The sequence below is a fragment of the Paraburkholderia sp. BL17N1 genome (genome assembly GCF_003634175.1).
Taxonomy (GTDB): Bacteria; Pseudomonadota; Gammaproteobacteria; order Burkholderiales; family Burkholderiaceae; genus Paraburkholderia.
This window is the reverse complement of sequence record NZ_RBIW01000001.1, coordinates 2,199,470-2,215,684: the sequence shown is the minus strand read 5'-3', so window position 1 is coordinate 2,215,684 and position 16,215 is coordinate 2,199,470. Positions and strand designations below refer to the sequence as shown.

At 63.8% G+C, this 16,215-nt stretch carries 14 protein-coding genes; 12 read left to right on the top strand and 2 right to left on the bottom strand.

The genetic code is table 11. The annotated features are described in order from the left end of the window. Window positions 1-149 precede the first annotated feature (149 nt). The 11 genes from B0G82_RS09950 (at window position 150) to B0G82_RS09900 (ending at window position 12,927) form a co-directional block, all read left to right on the top strand. Complete coding sequence (locus B0G82_RS09950) at window positions 150-719, top strand: pseudouridine synthase (protein WP_121307276.1); 570 nt, start codon at window positions 150-152, stop codon at window positions 717-719. A 433-nt stretch (window positions 720-1,152) separates the two neighbouring features. Beyond that, the gene (locus B0G82_RS09945) at window positions 1,153-1,347 is read left to right on the top strand and encodes a hypothetical protein (RefSeq protein WP_041758551.1); all 195 of its coding nucleotides are present in this window, start codon (window positions 1,153-1,155) and stop codon (window positions 1,345-1,347) included. A gap of 145 nt (window positions 1,348-1,492) precedes the next feature. After that, the gene (locus B0G82_RS09940; protein ID WP_116139386.1) at window positions 1,493-1,999 is read left to right on the top strand and encodes a DUF192 domain-containing protein; all 507 of its coding nucleotides are present in this window, start codon (window positions 1,493-1,495) and stop codon (window positions 1,997-1,999) included. A 327-nt stretch (window positions 2,000-2,326) separates the two neighbouring features. Next, entirely contained in the window at window positions 2,327-4,432 is a 2,106-nt protein-coding gene (gene fusA, locus B0G82_RS09935) for an elongation factor G (RefSeq protein WP_106283427.1), read from the top strand. A 187-nt stretch (window positions 4,433-4,619) separates the two neighbouring features. Continuing rightward, window positions 4,620-5,135 (top strand): cupin domain-containing protein, encoded by a 516-nt coding sequence (locus B0G82_RS09930; RefSeq protein WP_116139384.1) that lies wholly within the window; start codon window positions 4,620-4,622, stop codon window positions 5,133-5,135. An 18-nt stretch (window positions 5,136-5,153) separates the two neighbouring features. Next, window positions 5,154-6,173, top strand: coding sequence for a HoxN/HupN/NixA family nickel/cobalt transporter (locus B0G82_RS09925; RefSeq protein WP_121307275.1), 1,020 nt, complete (start codon window positions 5,154-5,156; stop codon window positions 6,171-6,173). 315 nt (window positions 6,174-6,488) lie between these two features. After that, a complete protein-coding gene (locus B0G82_RS09920) occupies window positions 6,489-8,153 on the top strand; it encodes an ABC transporter substrate-binding protein (RefSeq protein ID WP_121307274.1) in 1,665 nt (554 codons plus the stop codon). Between the two features lie 44 nt (window positions 8,154-8,197). Next, entirely contained in the window at window positions 8,198-9,208 is a 1,011-nt protein-coding gene (locus B0G82_RS09915) for an ABC transporter permease (protein WP_121307273.1), read from the top strand. Further along, window positions 9,205-10,071, top strand: coding sequence for an ABC transporter permease (locus B0G82_RS09910; protein ID WP_121307272.1), 867 nt, complete (start codon window positions 9,205-9,207; stop codon window positions 10,069-10,071). Before B0G82_RS09915 ends, B0G82_RS09910 begins: the two co-directional genes overlap by 4 nt. Beyond that, window positions 10,068-12,251, top strand: a complete 2,184-nt coding sequence (locus tag B0G82_RS09905; protein ID WP_121307271.1) for an ABC transporter ATP-binding protein — start codon at window positions 10,068-10,070, stop codon at window positions 12,249-12,251. Before B0G82_RS09910 ends, B0G82_RS09905 begins: the two co-directional genes overlap by 4 nt. Before the next feature lie 178 nt (window positions 12,252-12,429). Continuing rightward, entirely contained in the window at window positions 12,430-12,927 is a 498-nt protein-coding gene (locus B0G82_RS09900; RefSeq protein ID WP_121307270.1) for a Rap1a/Tai family immunity protein, read from the top strand. Between the two features lie 15 nt (window positions 12,928-12,942). On the opposite strand, the gene B0G82_RS09895 is transcribed toward B0G82_RS09900, so the two are convergent. Further along, entirely contained in the window at window positions 12,943-13,788 is an 846-nt protein-coding gene (locus tag B0G82_RS09895) for an aldo/keto reductase (protein ID WP_121307269.1), read from the bottom strand. A gap of 191 nt (window positions 13,789-13,979) precedes the next feature. Here B0G82_RS09895 and B0G82_RS09890 point away from each other — a divergent pair, with 191 nt between their 5' ends. After that, window positions 13,980-14,726 carry a GntR family transcriptional regulator gene (locus B0G82_RS09890; RefSeq protein ID WP_116118157.1) on the top strand — a complete coding sequence of 249 codons (747 nt, stop codon included), beginning with the start codon at window positions 13,980-13,982 and terminating at the stop codon, window positions 14,724-14,726. An 84-nt stretch (window positions 14,727-14,810) separates the two neighbouring features. Here B0G82_RS09890 and B0G82_RS09885 read toward each other — a convergent pair whose 3' ends face one another. Next, on the bottom strand, window positions 14,811-16,202 hold the full coding sequence (locus B0G82_RS09885) for a CoA transferase (protein WP_121307268.1): 1,392 nt from the start codon (window positions 16,200-16,202) through the stop codon (window positions 14,811-14,813). Window positions 16,203-16,215: the final 13 nt, after the last annotated feature.

The following is a 16,215-nucleotide window of genomic DNA, read 5'->3' as shown; positions in this document are numbered from 1 at the left end:
AAACGGCAAGGCGCAAGTCTTATGTCTTATATAAGATGCCGAGTATTCAGTCGCGCGTGATGCTTTATTATCCCGCCATTTACGGTCGGCCCGGCGCCTCCCGGCGCTGTAGCGGCGCAAGCCTCTCTACGCCATTCTTATTTTTTCCTATGCACCTTCTCGCTCTGAACAAACCGTTCGGCACCATCTGTCAGTTCTCGCCGCACGAGACGCGCGCTTCGCTGGCCGACTGGGTCAAAGTGCCCAACGTGTATCCCGCGGGCCGGCTCGATTCCGACAGCGAAGGTCTGCTGCTTCTTACCGACGACGGCGCATTGCAAGCGCGCATTGCCGAGCCGCGTCACAAGCTTGTCAAACGTTACTGGGCCCAAGTGGAAGGCGTCGTCGACGCGGCAGCGCTGAAAAAGCTCGCACGCGGTGTCGATCTCGGCGACTACGTGACGCGGCCCTGCCGCGCCGACTATGTCGAGCCGACCGACGCACTCTGGACACGCACCCCGCCGATCCGTTTTCGCGCCGCGATACCGACCACCTGGATCGAGCTATCGATCACCGAAGGTAAGAACCGCCAGGTGCGGCGCATGACAGCCGCGGTGGGGTTCCCGACGCTTCGCTTGGTACGCGTCGGCATCGGCGCGCTCGACATTTTTTCGCTGGGGCTGCAACCGGGCGAGAGCGTCGAATTGCCACCGAAGGCGCCGTGGGAAGGCATCGCCTGATCATCCGCAGACGCGCGCCGACTGATGATCGAATCCGCAACACGCCTGCATTCCACGCTGCAAAAAATAAGCTAACTCGTTGTATCGGCAAACAAAAGAGCGCGTGAAACAATGGCATGCGCGGGTACGCCGCAGTCTGTCGTTTGCACCAACGCAAGCGCATATAACTTTTCCATAAAATTCACGTCAACCGGTGCGCAAGCTCAGGCGTTATTCGACGCAGATGCCGCCTAAAGCTATCCGGCATTCAGCCTTAAGGGCCTTTGTGCAAGCCGCTTTTGCGGTAGGTGCGGGCAGTCTGAGCGCTAAAGCAGACGTGTCGAAAAATTTGTCGATGCGGCTGTCAACCGAAAGGTGGATGGCACGTTTACCGACATGACTCTACATATAACCGGGTCATTTGGTTAATTAACTAAAGCTGAGGATTCACAAAATGAACAAACTGATCGCCGCTCTGGTCGCTGGTCTCTTCGCAACGGCAGCATTCGCACAAGCTTCGGCACCGGCAGCAGCTTCGGCAGCTCCGATGGCAGCAGCTTCGTCGGCAAAGAAGACCACGAAGCACGCTCACAAGAAGTCGCACAAGAAGGCAGCAGCAGCAGCTGCAGCTTCGGGCGCTTCGGAGTAAGTTTGTTGTAAAAACGCAGTCAAGAACTAGCTTCATTGCCGTTCTTACGGCGTTGAAAGGCAGATCACCGCAAGGCGATCTGCCTTTTTGTTTTTGACGCGCTCGCGTAACATTCGCGGGTTAATTTCCAGCAAGGAGTCATGCCGTGCGATTTCCCATGCGCTCGTTGATTGCGCGTTTCGCTGTTGCCGTTGCGCTGCCGTTCGCCGCGTTGTCGTTCGTTGCTTCCACGGCCGCTCCTGCGCATGCGCAGCAGATGCCGGCCGGCGCCAAACAGCCCAGCGAATTTCCCCGTGCGAAACTGACGGCGGGTATGTTCGTGATCGACGCCGCCGTCGCCGCGAACGACGCGGACCGCGAGCAAGGCCTCATGTATCGCACGAGCCTCGCGCCGAATGAAGGCATGCTGTTCGTCTTTGGCGAAAACGCCGTGCATTGCTTCTGGATGAAGAACACGCTGATCCCACTGTCGATCGCGTTTATCCGCGCCGACGGCACGGTTACCGACATCGACGAAATGCAGGCCGAGACCACCAATAATCACTGCCCGAAGAACAACGGCGTGTATGCGTTGGAGATGAGCAAAGGCTGGTTCACGTCGAAAGGCGTCAAACCGGGAATGAAGATTCAGGGCTTGCCCGCAGCGCAATAACACCCGCGCCGGCCGCGCCAAAGCGCCGCGCTTCGGCCCACCGCTTTCAAGGAGCCGGTGCCTCGTTTCGAGGCGCCGGCTTTTTTCTTTTCCGCGCCGCGGCATCGGCCGGCGCGACATCCGCTCGCCTTGCGGCGCCACCAGGCGCGCGGCGCCGCCAGCCGAAGTCTTGCCGGCACGCCTTCGCGTCCGGCTGGCAAGTTTCCTGCAAAAGACGGGCCGACGCGCTATCCTAGTAGTCTTAGTAAAGCAGCACCCAAGGCTCCCCGGGCGGCACAGACTGCCGCCCGGCAAGCGTTTCAGGCGCGCCATTCCAAGGAGGTTCACGTGCCCCGCAAGACTCCCATCGAGCGCTACCGGAATATCGGCATCAGCGCTCACATCGATGCCGGCAAAACCACCACCACTGAACGCATCCTGTTCTACACCGGCGTGACCCACAAGATCGGCGAGGTTCACGACGGTGCGGCAACGATGGACTGGATGGAACAGGAGCAGGAGCGCGGCATCACCATCACGTCGGCGGCCACCACCGCTTTCTGGAAGGGCATGGCCGGCAACTATCCGGAACATCGAATCAACATCATCGACACCCCGGGACACGTCGACTTCACGATCGAAGTGGAGCGGTCCATGCGCGTGCTCGACGGCGCGTGCATGGTGTACGACTCGGTCGGCGGCGTGCAGCCGCAGTCGGAAACCGTGTGGCGCCAGGCGAACAAGTACAAGGTGCCGCGCATTGCGTTCGTCAACAAGATGGACCGCGTGGGCGCGGACTTCTTCCGCGTGCAGCGGCAGATCGGCGATCGCCTGAAGGGCGTCGCAGTGCCCATCCAGATTCCGATCGGCGCGGAAGAGCACTTCCAGGGCGTAGTCGATCTCGTCAAGATGAAGGCGATCTTCTGGGACGAAGAGAACCAGGGCATCAAGTTCGAATACCGCGATATTCCGGCGGAACTCGCCGCGACGGCGAAGGAATGGCATGACAAGATGGTCGAGGCCGCGGCGGAAGCGAATGAGGAACTGCTCGACAAATACCTCGGGGGCGAGACCCTGACCGAAGAGGAAATCAAGTACGGCATTCGCGCGCGCTGCATCGCCAACGAAATCGTGCCGATGCTGTGTGGCAGCGCGTTCAAGAACAAGGGCGTGCAGGCCATGCTCGACGCGGTGATCGACTATCTGCCCTCGCCGGTCGACGTGCCCGCCATTACCGGTCACGACGAATACGACAAGGAAATCGAGCGTCATCCGACCGACACCGATCCGTTCTCGGCGCTTGCCTTCAAGATCATGACCGACCCGTTCGTGGGCCAGTTGATCTTCTTCCGCGTCTATTCCGGCGTGGTGAATTCGGGCGACACGGTCTACAACGCCGTCAAGGAAAAGAAGGAACGCCTTGGGCGGATCTTGCAGATGCACGCAAACGAGCGCAAGGAAATCAAGGAAGTCTACGCGGGCGACATCGCCGCGGCCGTCGGCCTGAAAGAAGCGACCACGGGCGACACGTTGTGCGATCCGAACAACGTGATCATCCTCGAACGCATGATCTTCCCTGAGCCGGTGATCTCGCAGGCTGTCGAGCCGAAGACCAAGGTCGACCAGGAAAAGATGGGCATTGCGCTGAACCGTCTTGCCCAGGAAGATCCGTCGTTCCGCGTGCAGACGGATGAGGAATCCGGCCAGACCATCATCTCGGGCATGGGCGAGTTGCACCTGGAAATTCTGGTCGATCGCATGAAGCGCGAGTTCGGCGTCGAGGCGACCGTCGGCAAGCCGCAGGTCGCGTATCGCGAGACGGTGCGCAACAAGGTCGAAGATGTCGAAGGCAAGTTCGTCAAGCAGTCGGGCGGCCGCGGTCAGTACGGTCACGCGGTGATCACGCTGGAGCCGGCGCCGCAAGGCAAGGGCTACGAATTCGTCGACGCGATCAAGGGCGGCGTGATTCCGCGCGAATATATTCCGGCAGTCGACAAGGGCATCGTGGAAACGCTGAAGGCCGGCGTGCTGGCCGGCTATCCGGTGGTCGACGTGAAGGTGACGCTGACCTTCGGTTCCTACCACGACGTCGACTCGAACGAGAACGCGTTCCGCATGGCCGGCTCGATGGCCTTCAAGGAAGCGATGCGCAAAGCCAAGCCGGTGCTGCTCGAACCGATGATGGCCGTCGAAGTGGAAACGCCGGAAGACTTCATGGGCAACGTGATGGGCGACCTGTCGAGCCGTCGCGGACTCGTGCAAGGCATGGAAGACATTGCGGGCGGCGGCGGCAAGCTGGTGCGCGCCGAAGTGCCGCTCGCGGAGATGTTCGGCTACTCCACGTCGCTGCGTTCCGCGACTCAGGGCCGCGCGACCTATACGATGGAGTTCAAGCATTACGCGGAAACGCCGAACAACGTCGCTGAAGCCGTGATCAACGCGAAGCATAAGTAAGCGCGAGCCACCATCAAGCCGAAGGCAGCACACGCCAACGGCTCGAAGCCCGTCCCCTGCGGACGGGCTTTTTTTGCGTCCGCTGCGCCGCACACAGGGCTTCTTCACACGCACGTTTTTGAACATGCAAAAATGCCAGACGGCGCCGTGCCGAACGCCGGGACTCTAGCCCTCGAGGAGACACATCATGAGCCAGGATCACGAACACCCGCATTACAAGGACGCGCCACCCGCTGGCCCGGTCGATTGGCGTGAGCACGGCGTGAAGGTCATCAAAGGCGATCAGCTCGACAGCAACACCGCGCAGACGCCGGGCATGAATCGCGCCGCCGCGATCAATGCGGCGCGCGTCGGCGCGCAGAAGATCTGGGCCGGCACCGTGACGATCCATCCGAATGCGAAGACCGGCGCGCATCATCACGGCGCGCTCGAAAGCGTGATCTACGTGGTGCGCGGCCAGGCGCGCATGCGCTGGGGCGAGCATCTGGAGTTCACGGCCGAAGCCGGCCCCGGCGATTTCATCTTCGTGCCGCCGTACGTGCCGCACCAGGAGATCAACGCGAGCACGGACGACCCGCTCGAATGCGTGCTGGTGCGCAGCGACAACGAAGCAGTGGTGGTCAATCTGAACATCGACGCGGTGGAACAGCCCGAGACGGTGTTCTGGGTCGATCCGATTCACAAGCATCCGCACGATCACTAACTCTTGCCCACGCCACTCATGACGCCGACCGCTTCCCTGCGCCCACGCCTCTTCACGCTGTACGCCGTGCTGATCGCCGCCAATCTCGGCGCGTGGGCGTGGGCGTTGATCGCGTTTCGCCATTACCCGCTGCTGCTCGGCACCGCGCTGCTTGCGTATGGCTTCGGCTTGCGTCATGCGGTCGACGCCGATCACATCGCGGCAATCGACGCCGTCACGCGCAAGCTCATGCAAACCGGCAAGCGTCCGCTCGGCGTCGGGCTGTCGTTTTCGCTGGGGCATTCGACGATCGTGATGCTCGCGACGATCGGCATCGCGTGGACCGCGCATTCGCTGCACGGCCGTTTCGAGACGTTCAAGGCTGTCGGCGGGACGATCGGCACGCTCGTGTCCGCGAGCTTTCTGCTGGTGCTGGCCGCCGTCAACCTCGCGATTCTGAGCGACGTATGGCGCCGCTACCGGCAAGTCCGACGCAGCGGCGAATTGCCCGCTCAAACACCGGACTCGATCGCGCCCGCTGGTCTGCTGTCGCGCGCGCTGCGGCCGCTCTTCAGGCTCGTGACGAAAAGCTGGCACATGTACCCCGTCGGCGTGCTGTTCGGCCTCGGCTTCGATACCGCGACCGAGATCGGTCTGCTGGCGATTGCCGCGTCCGAAGCCGGCAAAGGGTTGCCGCTCTATTCGATTCTCGTGTTCCCCGCGCTCTTCACCGCCGGCATGACACTCGTCGATTCGACCGACAACGTGCTGATGGTCCACGCCTACGGCTGGGCCATGGACGACCCGAAGCGCAAGCTCTACTACAACGCGAGCATCACGTTCGTTTCGGCGGTGGTGGCGATCGTGATCGGCGGCGTCGAGGCGCTCGGTCTGCTGTCGGACAAGCTCGGCTTGAACGGCGGCGTATGGGAAGCGGTGGCCAACGTGAACGAGCGCTTCGGCGCGTTGGGCTATGGCATCGTCGCGATGTTCATGGCGTGCTGGATCGGCTCGGTGCTGTTCCACCGCTGGCGGCGCCCGAACGCGGTCGCGCGGTAAATCCAGCACCTGTCGCGCGCGGCGGTCGGTAAGGTTTCCATTCGCGGCATCGGCCGTTGCGCTGCCGCAGCGGCGGGCGTTTCGGACATGCCTTGCGCCACGGCCGCGCCGAACGTTGTGATGACGATACACAGCTGCCCTTTTATCCGCCAAACGCGAACCCGGCGGCGGCGCAGGCGCTCCGAATCCATGAGCAATCGCTTACACTGAACCCGCTTCGCCCTGTCGCTTTCGTCATTGCAATACCGTCGCCTGTCGCGCTCATCCTGCGCGGCCCTTCAGAACCGGCAACAGAACGGACTGGACACTCCATCGATGAAGACTCCCGCGGACCGATTTCTCGCACTCGACGCAGCCCGCCTCACCGCCGACGCCTACGGCAACCACGCCATCGACGAATTCCTCGCCGGCCGCATCACGCGCCGCGACCTGCTGCGCTATGCCAGCGTGATTGGTTTGTCGCTGGTGGGCGGCGGCGTGCTGAATGCGCCACAAGCTCGCGCGCAAGGCGCCGCCGGCGCAGCGAATCAGACGATCCGCGTGGCTCACCTGACGCCCGCGGGCGCGGTCGATCCGCTTACGGTAACGGACGCCGCCAGTCTTGCGCTGCTGAACCAGACCGGCGAATTCCTGATCGACGACGACGGCGAAAAGCTCGTGCTGAAGCCGGCGCTCGCCTTGTCGTGGAAACCGAACGACAAGGGCGACGTGTGGACCTTCAAGCTGCGGCCGAACGTCAAGTTCCACGACGGCCAGCCGTTCAGCGCCAAAGACGTGGTCGCCACCTTCGACCGCCTCGCCGATCCGGCAAGCGGCTCGGCGGCGCTGTCCGTGCTCAAGGGTGTGCTGTCCAAAGGCGGCGCGAAAGTGGTCGACGACCACACGGTCGCGTTTCATCTGGACGCGCCGAACGGCAACTTCCCCTATTACGTTTCCTCGGACAATTACAACGCCGTGATCCTGCCCGCCAACTACGCGGGCGGCTATGAAAAGAGCTTCATCGGCACTGGTCCGTTCAAGCTCGAAAAGTATCAGGCGAAAGTGGGCGCGTCGTTCGTGCGCAATCCCGACTACTGGGGCGACAAAGCGTTACCGCAACGCGTACAGTTCTCCTTCTACGCCGACGAACAGGCGCAATTGCTCGCGCTGCAAGGCCATCAGGCCGATGTGATGGGCACCTTCACCGTGCAGGGCGGTGCCGGCATTCTGAACAATCCGGATTACAAGGCCGTCGGCGTGAAGTCGAGCGCGCATCGGCAGATTCATATGCGCAACGACAGTCCGGTGTTCAAGGACAAGCGCGTGCGCCAGGCGCTGGCATTGTCGCTCGATCGTGATGTGCTGGTGCGTGGCCTGTTCAAAGGGCGCGCGCAACTCGGCAACGACAGTCCGTTCGCGCCCGTGTTTCCGTCCTCGGATGCGGGCGTTCCGCAACGCAAGATCGATGTCGCGAAGGCAAAGCAGTTGCTCGCGCAAGCGGGCGTGCCGAACGGATTCGACGTGACGCTGACCACCGAGAAATACATGGAGATTCCCGATCTCGCGGTGGTCGTGCAGAACGCGGCGAAGGCGATCGGCGTGCGCATCAATTTAAAGGTAGAGAGCCAGTCGCTGTATTACGGCGCGGGCACGCCGGGCAAATCGGATTGGCTGGACTCGCCGCTCGGTATTACCGACTACGGTCATCGCGGCGTGCCGAACGTGTTCCTGAATGCACCGCTCACCAGCACCGGCACGTGGAACGCCGCGCACTTCAAGAATCCGCAATACGATCAACTGGTCGCGCAATTCGTCGCCGCCATCGATCTTGACTCGCAGAAGAAAATCTCCGGGCAGATCCAGACGCTGCTGCTCGATGAAACGCCCATCATCATTCCGTTCTTCTACGATCAACTGATCGCCACGCGCAAGGGCGTGAACGGCGTGCGCTTCACCGCGCTCGCGCAACTCTATTTCGACCGCGCGGTGTTGAGCGCGTGATGTCGAATGCCTGAGCGCCGGCGCGTTTGCGACAGGAGAGCACGATGTCGACCACGGTGACCCCTTCCGCTTCCTCTGCGCCGAGCGGCAACGCGGGCCGCGTCCTGCGGTTTCTGGCGACGCGTGTCGGCCTGTCGCTGATCACGCTTTGGCTGCTGTCGGTGATCGTGTTCGCGGGCGGACAGCTTCTGCCCGGCGATATCGGCCGCGCCGTGCTCGGCCCGCTCGCCGATGCGCGCGCGGTCGCCGCGCTCAATCATCAACTTGGCGCCGACCGGCCGCTGCTGACGCAATACATCGATTGGATCTCACATTTCGTGCGCGGCGATATGGGGCTGTCCTATGCGTATCGCGAGCCGGTGCGGCCGTTTATCGCCGAGGCGCTCGCGCATTCCGCCAAGCTCGGCTTGCTGGCGTTCATCGTGGTAGTGCCGCTCGGCATTGCGGGCGGCGTGTGGTCGGCCATGCACGCGGGGCGCTGGCTCGATCGCACGATCAGCATTGCTGGACTATCGGCGACGGTGGTGCCCGAATTCGTTTCGTCGATCGTGCTGATTCTCGTGTTCGGCGTGTGGCTGCGCTGGCTGCCGATCGAGGCGTCGTATCCGCCCGAAGCGAGCGCGCTCGAACAACTGCGTCACCTGGTGCTGCCGGTGCTGCCGCTCGTGCTGGTGTTCTTCGGCTATATCGCGAGAATGGCGCGCGCCGGCACCGTCGAGGCGCTCGATGCGGACTACACGCGCACCGCGATTCTCAAAGGCCTGCCGCGTCATATCGTGATCTGGCGGCATGTGTTGCGCAACGCGTTGCTGCCCACCATCACGGTCGCTGCCACACAGCTCGGTTATATGATCGGCGGCCTCGTGGTGGTCGAGACGCTGTTCCACTATCAAGGTATCGGCTCGCTGATCTACAACGCAGCCAAGGCCAAGGACTTTCCGATGCTCGAAGCAGGCGTGCTGACAATCGGCGTGGTCTACACCGTCGCCAATCTCGTCGCCGACGCGTTGCATGTGCTGCTCAATCCGCGGCTGCGGGTGAGGAGCGCGGAATGAGCACCATCGTTCCGCCGACACCACGTGTTGCCGCCGAGCCGCGCTTCGACCAGTTGCGCCTGCTGCTGCGCTCACCCACCTTCGTGGTAGGCGTGGTGATCGTCACATGGTGGATCGTCTGCGCGATTGCCGGGCAATGGATCGTGCGCATCGACCCGTATGCATCCGATCCGCTCAATTCGCTAACACCGCCCGACAGCACGCATTGGTTCGGCACCGATCAGCTCGGGCGCGACGTGTTCTCGCGCGTGATCGTCGGCGCGCGCGACATTCTCACTATCGCGCCGCTCGCCACCTTGCTCGGCACGATAGCGGGCACCACGCTCGGCTTGATCGTCGGCTACTTCGAAGGCTGGGTGGACAACGTGGTCGGACGCGCGATCGACGCCGTGCTCGCGCTGCCGCTCGTGATCGTCGCGCTGCTCGCCCTCGCCGCCGTCGGTGCGTCGAACCTCACCGTCATTCTCGTGATCGGCATCACGTTCACGCCGATCACCGCGCGCACCGTGCGCGCCGCCGTGTTCGCCGAACGCCATCTCGACTACGTCGCCGCGGCGCAATTGCGTGGCGAACGCGCGCCCTACATCATGTTCGCCGAGATTCTGCCGAACGTGCTGCCGCCGATCATCGTCGAAGCAACGGTGCGGCTCGGCTATGCGATCTTCGCGGTCGCCACGCTATCGTTTCTCGGCTTCGGCATTCAGCCGCCGTCGGCCGATTGGGGCCTCGCGCTCTCCGAGTCGTACACGCTGATGGCGGGCGGCGCATGGTGGACCGTGGTGTTCGCGGCCGGCGCGATTGCGAGTCTCGTGGTCGGCGTGAATCTGATCGCCGACAGCGTGCAAGGCGTGCTCGACCGATGAACGGCCCGCCGCCCTCCTCGTTCCCCGCCTTCGACGTCTCGAAGAGCGACCGCACGGATGCGTTGACCGTCGTCGGGCTGACGGTCACGTACCGGATACGCGGACGCGATCGCGAAGTGCTGCAGGACATCTCATTTCGCGTGCGGCGCGGCGAGGCGTATGGGCTGGTCGGCGAGTCCGGCTGCGGCAAGTCGACCGTCGCGATGGCGGCGCTGCGCTATCTGCCGCGCAACGGCAAGGTGAAGGCCGGCAAGATCGTCATTGCCGGTGAGGACGTGCAGAAGCTCAACGCCGACGCGTTGCGCAACATGCGCGCGAATGCGATCTCGATGGTCTATCAGGATCCGGGGCGCGCGCTGAACCCGTCGCTGACGATCGCGCGGCAAGTCTCCGAAGCGTTCGAAGCCGCCGGCATCGAGCGCGACGAAGCCTTGCGGCGCACGCACGAGATGCTGCAACGAGTACGCATCGCAGCGCCCGAACGGGTGATGGAGAGTTACCCGCATCAATTGTCGGGCGGCATGCAACAGCGCGTGGTGATCGCCATGGCGCTCGCCTCGAACCCCGCGCTGCTGATTCTCGACGAGCCGACCACCGGGCTCGATGCGACCGTCGAAGCGGAAGTGCTCGACCTCGTCGCGCAGTTGCGCAAAGAACTCGGCACGGCGGTGCTCTTCATCAGTCACAACCTCGCGGTGATCGGGCGGATGTGCGAACGCGTCGGCGTGCTTTACGCGGGCAAACTGGTCGAAGAAGGCGCGACGCAAGATGTCTTCACGCGGCCGCGTCATCCTTACACGGTCGGACTGTTGCGCTGTTTGCCCACGGCCGGGCGCAGCAAGGGCAGCGAGCGGCTCGACACGATCGCGGGCAGTCTGCCCTTGCCCGGTTCGGTCACGCAGGGCTGTGTCTACGCGGATCGCTGCCGTCTCGCCGACGACCGCTGCCGCCGTGAAGCACCGCCGCCGTATCGCGTGAGTGCCGCGCGCGGCGATCAGATGTCGCGCTGCCATTACCACGAACGCGCGATCGAATTGCCTCGTGCGAGTGCGGAAGCTGTGCCCGAGCGCAATGGTGCGTGGATCGACGCCAAGTCCCCTGCTCCCGTATTGCGTGCGGAAAAACTCTCGAAGACATTTCACGTATCCGGCGCTCCCCTGCGGGCGGTCGACGACGTCTCGATCGATCTCGCCAGCGGCGAAACGCTGGGCCTCGTCGGCGAATCGGGCAGCGGCAAGACGACGCTTGCCAAGCTGATGCTCGGCCTGCTTACGCCGGATGCGGGCGGCGTGCTCGAACTCGACGGCGCACCGCTCGCCGCTCGAGTTACGCGGCGCAACGCCGAGCAGGTCAAGTCGCTGCAGATCGTCTTTCAGAATCCGGACTCCGCGCTCAATCGCGCGCATTCGGTGAAACGGCTGATCGGCCGCGCGCTCTCGCGGCTCACCGCATTGCGCGGGCCGGCCATCGACGAACGGCTTGCCACCTTGACGGCCGCCGTGCGCTTGCCGGAGCGCTATCTCGGCTCACGCACGCGCCAATTGTCCGGCGGGCTCAAACAGCGTGTGGCGATTGCCCGCGCGTTTGCCGGCGAACCGCGCGTGGTGGTCTGCGACGAACCGACTTCCGCGCTCGACGTCTCCGTGCAGGCCGCGATCCTGAACCTGCTCGCCGACCTGCAACGCGAGCGCGGCGTGAGTTACGTTTTCATCTCGCACGATCTTCACGTCGTGCGCTATCTGTCGGATCGCATCGCGGTGTTGTATCTGGGCAGACTGCTGGAAATCGGACCGGCGGCCGCCGTGTTCGAAGGACCGCATCATCCATATACGGAAGCGTTGCTGTCCTCAGTGCCGACACTCGATGGCCAAGGCGGCGCGACCCGCATCCGCCTGTCCGGCGATTTGCCGAGCGCGGCATCGCCGCCGTCCGGCTGTGTGTTTCATACACGCTGCCCGCGCAAGCTGGGCGCAATCTGCGAACAGCAGGACCCGCCGTTCGCCGATGCCGGCGAAAGCAAGGCGGCGACGCCGTCTGCGCATCGAATCCGCTGCCACATCCCCGTCGATGAATTGCGCGCGCTGCAAACTGCGTCGCGCGACGATGCGGGAAAAGTCGCGGGCAAGGTGCCTGGCGACAGATCGGAAAACGCGCCCGAGAACGCCCGGCGTGACGAGTAGCACGGCCTGACGCGAATCTGGACCGCGCGCCGGGATCGCACACTTGAACCGCGCACCCGGACGTGCGTGTAGGCGGCAAGAACTTGGACAATCAGCCGCCCGTGCGCGCGCGCCTGGAACCAAACCGAAGCGATCGCCTCATATCAGATTCAACGTTCGATATGAGGGCACCACAAACATGCAACGAAACGTCCCCCGCTCCGCGGCGCGTGTGGCCACCGGCCTGGTGATGGCTGCGGCGCTCGGCCTCGCGTCGCTCGCTCATGCGCAAACATCGGCGCAAACACCCGCGCAAACGCAAACGGCACAAGCGGCACAGCCGCTCTCGCCGACGCTCTCGCAAGCCGCCCCGCCGGTCGACCCCACCTTCTCCGCGTATTCGCTCGCGCAAACCTGCAAGCAGAAAACCGACAACGTCGCGCAAGGTCAATGCGTCGGCGCGATTCGCGGCATCATCCACGGCTATCAGTATGGGGTGCTGTTCCTCGGTCAGCGCAGCGCGTTGCCCGCCAATGAAACGCAGCGCGTGTCGCTGTGCCTGCGCAATGTGCAGGTGTCGTCGATCGTCGACGAATTCGTCGCGGACGCCGGCCAGGTCAACGAGGATTCGCTCAGGCACACGCCCGCGGAAGTCGCGGTGCTCGGCTCCGTCCACATGCACCACAGCTGCAACTGACAAGGCGCGCTGCGCTTACAGCATTTCGAGCGGCCGCTTGCCGCGCGGTGGTTTGAAGTGAGCGTCGATAGCGGCCAGTTCATCGGCGCCGAGTTGCAGTTGCAATGCGCGATAGTTGTCGCGCACGTGCTCGACGCGCGCCGCCTTCGGAATCGCCAACACGCTGGGCCGACGCAGCACCCACGCAAGCGCGATCTGAACCACCGAGACGCCACGCGCGTCGGCGATATCGTCGAGCGGCGAGCGTTTCGGCAAGCGTGCGTGATCGACCGGGCTGTACGCCATGGCCGGCATCTTGCGGGAGGCGAGCCATGGCAGCAGATCAAACTCCGGCCCGCGGCGCGCCACGTTGTAGAGAATCTGATTGGTCGCGCAAGCATCGCCGCCCGGCGTGGCGGCGAGTTCTTCCATGTCTTCGGTGTCGAAGTTGCTGACGCCCCAATGGCGGATCTTGCCCGCCCGGCGCAACGCCTCGAAGCCCTCGACCGTCTCCGCGAGCGGCACCGAGCCGCGCCAGTGGAGCAGATACAGATCGAGCTGATCGGTCTTCAGACGCTTGAGGCTCTGCTCGCACGCCGCGATCACGCCGCGCCGGCTGGCGTTGTGCGGATACACCTTGCTGACCAGAAACACCTTGTCGCGCAATCCGGCCAGCGCTTCACCGAGTAGCGATTCAGTCGCACCGTCGCCGTACATTTCCGCCGTATCGATCAACGTCATGCCGAGTTCGATGCCGCAACGCAGCGCGTCGATCTCAGCGGCTCGCCGCGCCGGCATTTCACCCATCCCCCAGGTGCCCTGCCCCAGTTTCGGAACGCGTTCGCCGTCGGGCAGGCTTACGCTTGCGATGTCGCTCGTCATGCTGACTCCTCGAAATGGCTCAGTGGTCGGCAATATCGCTGCGCAAGCGAATGCGCCGCGCGTGCCGCGAAAAATCATAGCGACGAGTTTAGCGGTTTAGCGGGCATTCGATCGGACACCAGGCAAAAGCCCGCTATAACACAGCGCGCCGATGTCATAGAATTGCCGCTTGCCCTTCTTGCGTGAGTTCCATGACCTCTGCCTCGGAAGACCGCTGGCGCGACCTGCGCCCGGACCCGGAAAACGACACGCCGCTATATCTGCAACTGGCTCGCAAGCTCGGCGCCGCCATCCACGAGAACCGCTGGAACGCGGGCGAGGCGCTGCCCTCGGAGCGTGTGCTTTCCGAGGCGCTCGGCGTATCGCGGATCACCTCACGCAAGGCGATCGCCTTGCTGGTCGAGCAGGGTTTGATTCGACGCACTCAGGGCGCGGGCAGTTTCATCACACCACGCTACGAAGATCCGTTGTCGCGTCTGTCGAGCTTTAGCGAAATGTTGCGCCGACGCGGTTTTACGCCGAGTTCGAAGTGGTTGTCGCGCGAAATTTTGCCGGCCAACCGCGACGAGGTGATTCAGCTCGGCTTATCGCCGGCGGCGGCGGTGACCCGGTTGCGGCGCTTGCGGATGGCCGACGGCATCGTGATGGCCGTCGAGAATTCCACCTTCCCCGCCGCGGTGATTCCCGATCCCCAGGCGATTGGCGATTCGCTGTACTCGTATCTGGAGAACCGTGGACTGACGATTGTCCGCGCGTTGCAGCATTTTCGCGCGGTGAACGCGAGCGAGGAAATCGCGCAGCAAATGAGCATCGCGCCGAACGAGGCGCTGTTGTTGATCACACGCGTGGGCTACACCGCCGATCAGCGCGCAATCGAGTTGACCGATACGTACTGCCGTAACGATTACTACGACTTCGTGGCGGAGTTGAGGAAATAGATGGCCTTTTTCACTGTGCGCGCGGGGCGTGCGTTGGTTGTGTGTCGGCACACGCCTCGCCGCAGGCCAGCTGACCTGAAGTCCTCACGTCCACTTGGCCTCATGGGCGCCTATTCGGGCCGGCGGCAGCGCGAAGTACGCAGGCGTCTCGTCCAAAGCCTCTGCCGGCTGCACGCCTAGCACGCGTCCGAACTCCGACTCCACTGTCGCAAGGCAATCGCGCACATCGTCGAGGGTGACGTCGGGCGCTTGCCAGCCATCGGCAATCTGCCCGAACGATTGCAGCCACCGGCCCGTTTGCGCGAGCGAGACGCGCACATGCCAGCTCCCACCTTCGGTAGCCCGCCGCGCCAATGCGACCATCGCGCCAAATGCCGCGAGATAGCCGGTCGCATGATCCAGCGCCTGACACGGCAAATGCTTCGGCTCGTTCCACCCCGCCGCCTGCCGCTCGGTGAAGGCAATCCCGCTTGCCGACTGCACCAGACTATCGAACCCGCGCCGTTGCGCCCACGGCCCTTCGTGCCCATAGGCCGACACTGAAACGTAGACGATCCCCGGCCGCACACGCGCCAGTTCCTCAGGACCGAAACCGCGCGCGGCCAGCGCTCCCGGGCGATATGCCTGAAGAAACACATCGGCATCGGCGGCGAGGCCGCGCAACACCTCACGCCCCGCTGCGTCGCGCAGATCGGCGAGAGCCGACCGCTTGCCACGTCCGTTGTCGATCACCAGCGGCGCGATGTTCGGCAGATGCGGCCCGTTGATCATCAACACGTCGGCGCCATGCTGCGCGAGCGCCCGCCCGGCCACCGGCCCGGCAATGATGCGCGACAGATCCAGCACGCGTACTCCCGCCAGCGGCCGATCCGCGCCGCGCTCGCGCGGCGGCTCGGCCGGCGCGTCGCCGATACGCTCGATTTCGAAGAGCGGCAAGCTCGCGATGGCTTTCGCCTGATCGAGCGCGGCCCACTCGTCGGGCGTGCGAATCAACGCCGCGCAGAGGCCGGCGTCAGCGAGCGTCTGGTCGAGCGTCGCGCCGTCCCAGTTGCGAATCGCGGCGGCCACGGCAACAGGATCGTTCTCGCAACCGAGTATCTGCAATACGCCGCGCAGGTGATGCGCGAAATTCGTGTGGAGTTGAATCCAGCGCCCGTCGCGTGTCTCGTAGAAACCCATCACCGGATCGCGCAAGGCGGGCGGCGGCCCGTCGTCGACACGCAGATAGCGCTCGCTGCGAAACGACGCCAGCGCGCGCCGCATCTCCACCGTCACGTGCTGCCTGTGCCCCGTGCGCAGACGCTGATAGTCGGCTGCCGCAAGACCGGTCGCGGCGATGCTCGCCGAGGCCAGGCTGCCGACCCGGTAGACCGACGGCAAACCCGGATCAGCGCCGGTCAGCGTCACGGAACGCAGCGCGGTCGGGTCGCATCCGGCGAGGGTCCAGATGTGTTTGAGAGCGAGTTCAGGTGTCATGTCGTCCCTGGCA

What these genes read in the sequence shown, in the direction of transcription:
- B0G82_RS09905 (WP_121307271.1), top strand. Translation starts at nt 10,068, where the DNA reads ATGAACGGCCCGCCGCCCTCCTCGTTCCCCGCCTTCGACGTCTCGAAG.
- B0G82_RS09915 (WP_121307273.1), top strand. Translation starts at nt 8,198, where the DNA reads ATGTCGACCACGGTGACCCCTTCCGCTTCCTCTGCGCCGAGCGGCAAC.
- B0G82_RS09890 (WP_116118157.1), top strand. Translation starts at nt 13,980, where the DNA reads ATGACCTCTGCCTCGGAAGACCGCTGGCGCGACCTGCGCCCGGACCCG.
- B0G82_RS09895 (WP_121307269.1), bottom strand. Translation starts at nt 13,788, where the DNA reads ATGACGAGCGACATCGCAAGCGTAAGCCTGCCCGACGGCGAACGCGTT.
- B0G82_RS09885 (WP_121307268.1), bottom strand. Translation starts at nt 16,202, where the DNA reads ATGACACCTGAACTCGCTCTCAAACACATCTGGACCCTCGCCGGATGC.
- B0G82_RS09910 (WP_121307272.1), top strand. Translation starts at nt 9,205, where the DNA reads ATGAGCACCATCGTTCCGCCGACACCACGTGTTGCCGCCGAGCCGCGC.
- B0G82_RS09920 (WP_121307274.1), top strand. Translation starts at nt 6,489, where the DNA reads ATGAAGACTCCCGCGGACCGATTTCTCGCACTCGACGCAGCCCGCCTC.
- B0G82_RS09945 (WP_041758551.1), top strand. Translation starts at nt 1,153, where the DNA reads ATGAACAAACTGATCGCCGCTCTGGTCGCTGGTCTCTTCGCAACGGCA.
- B0G82_RS09900 (WP_121307270.1), top strand. Translation starts at nt 12,430, where the DNA reads ATGCAACGAAACGTCCCCCGCTCCGCGGCGCGTGTGGCCACCGGCCTG.
- B0G82_RS09925 (WP_121307275.1), top strand. Translation starts at nt 5,154, where the DNA reads ATGACGCCGACCGCTTCCCTGCGCCCACGCCTCTTCACGCTGTACGCC.
- B0G82_RS09930 (WP_116139384.1), top strand. Translation starts at nt 4,620, where the DNA reads ATGAGCCAGGATCACGAACACCCGCATTACAAGGACGCGCCACCCGCT.
- B0G82_RS09950 (WP_121307276.1), top strand. Translation starts at nt 150, where the DNA reads ATGCACCTTCTCGCTCTGAACAAACCGTTCGGCACCATCTGTCAGTTC.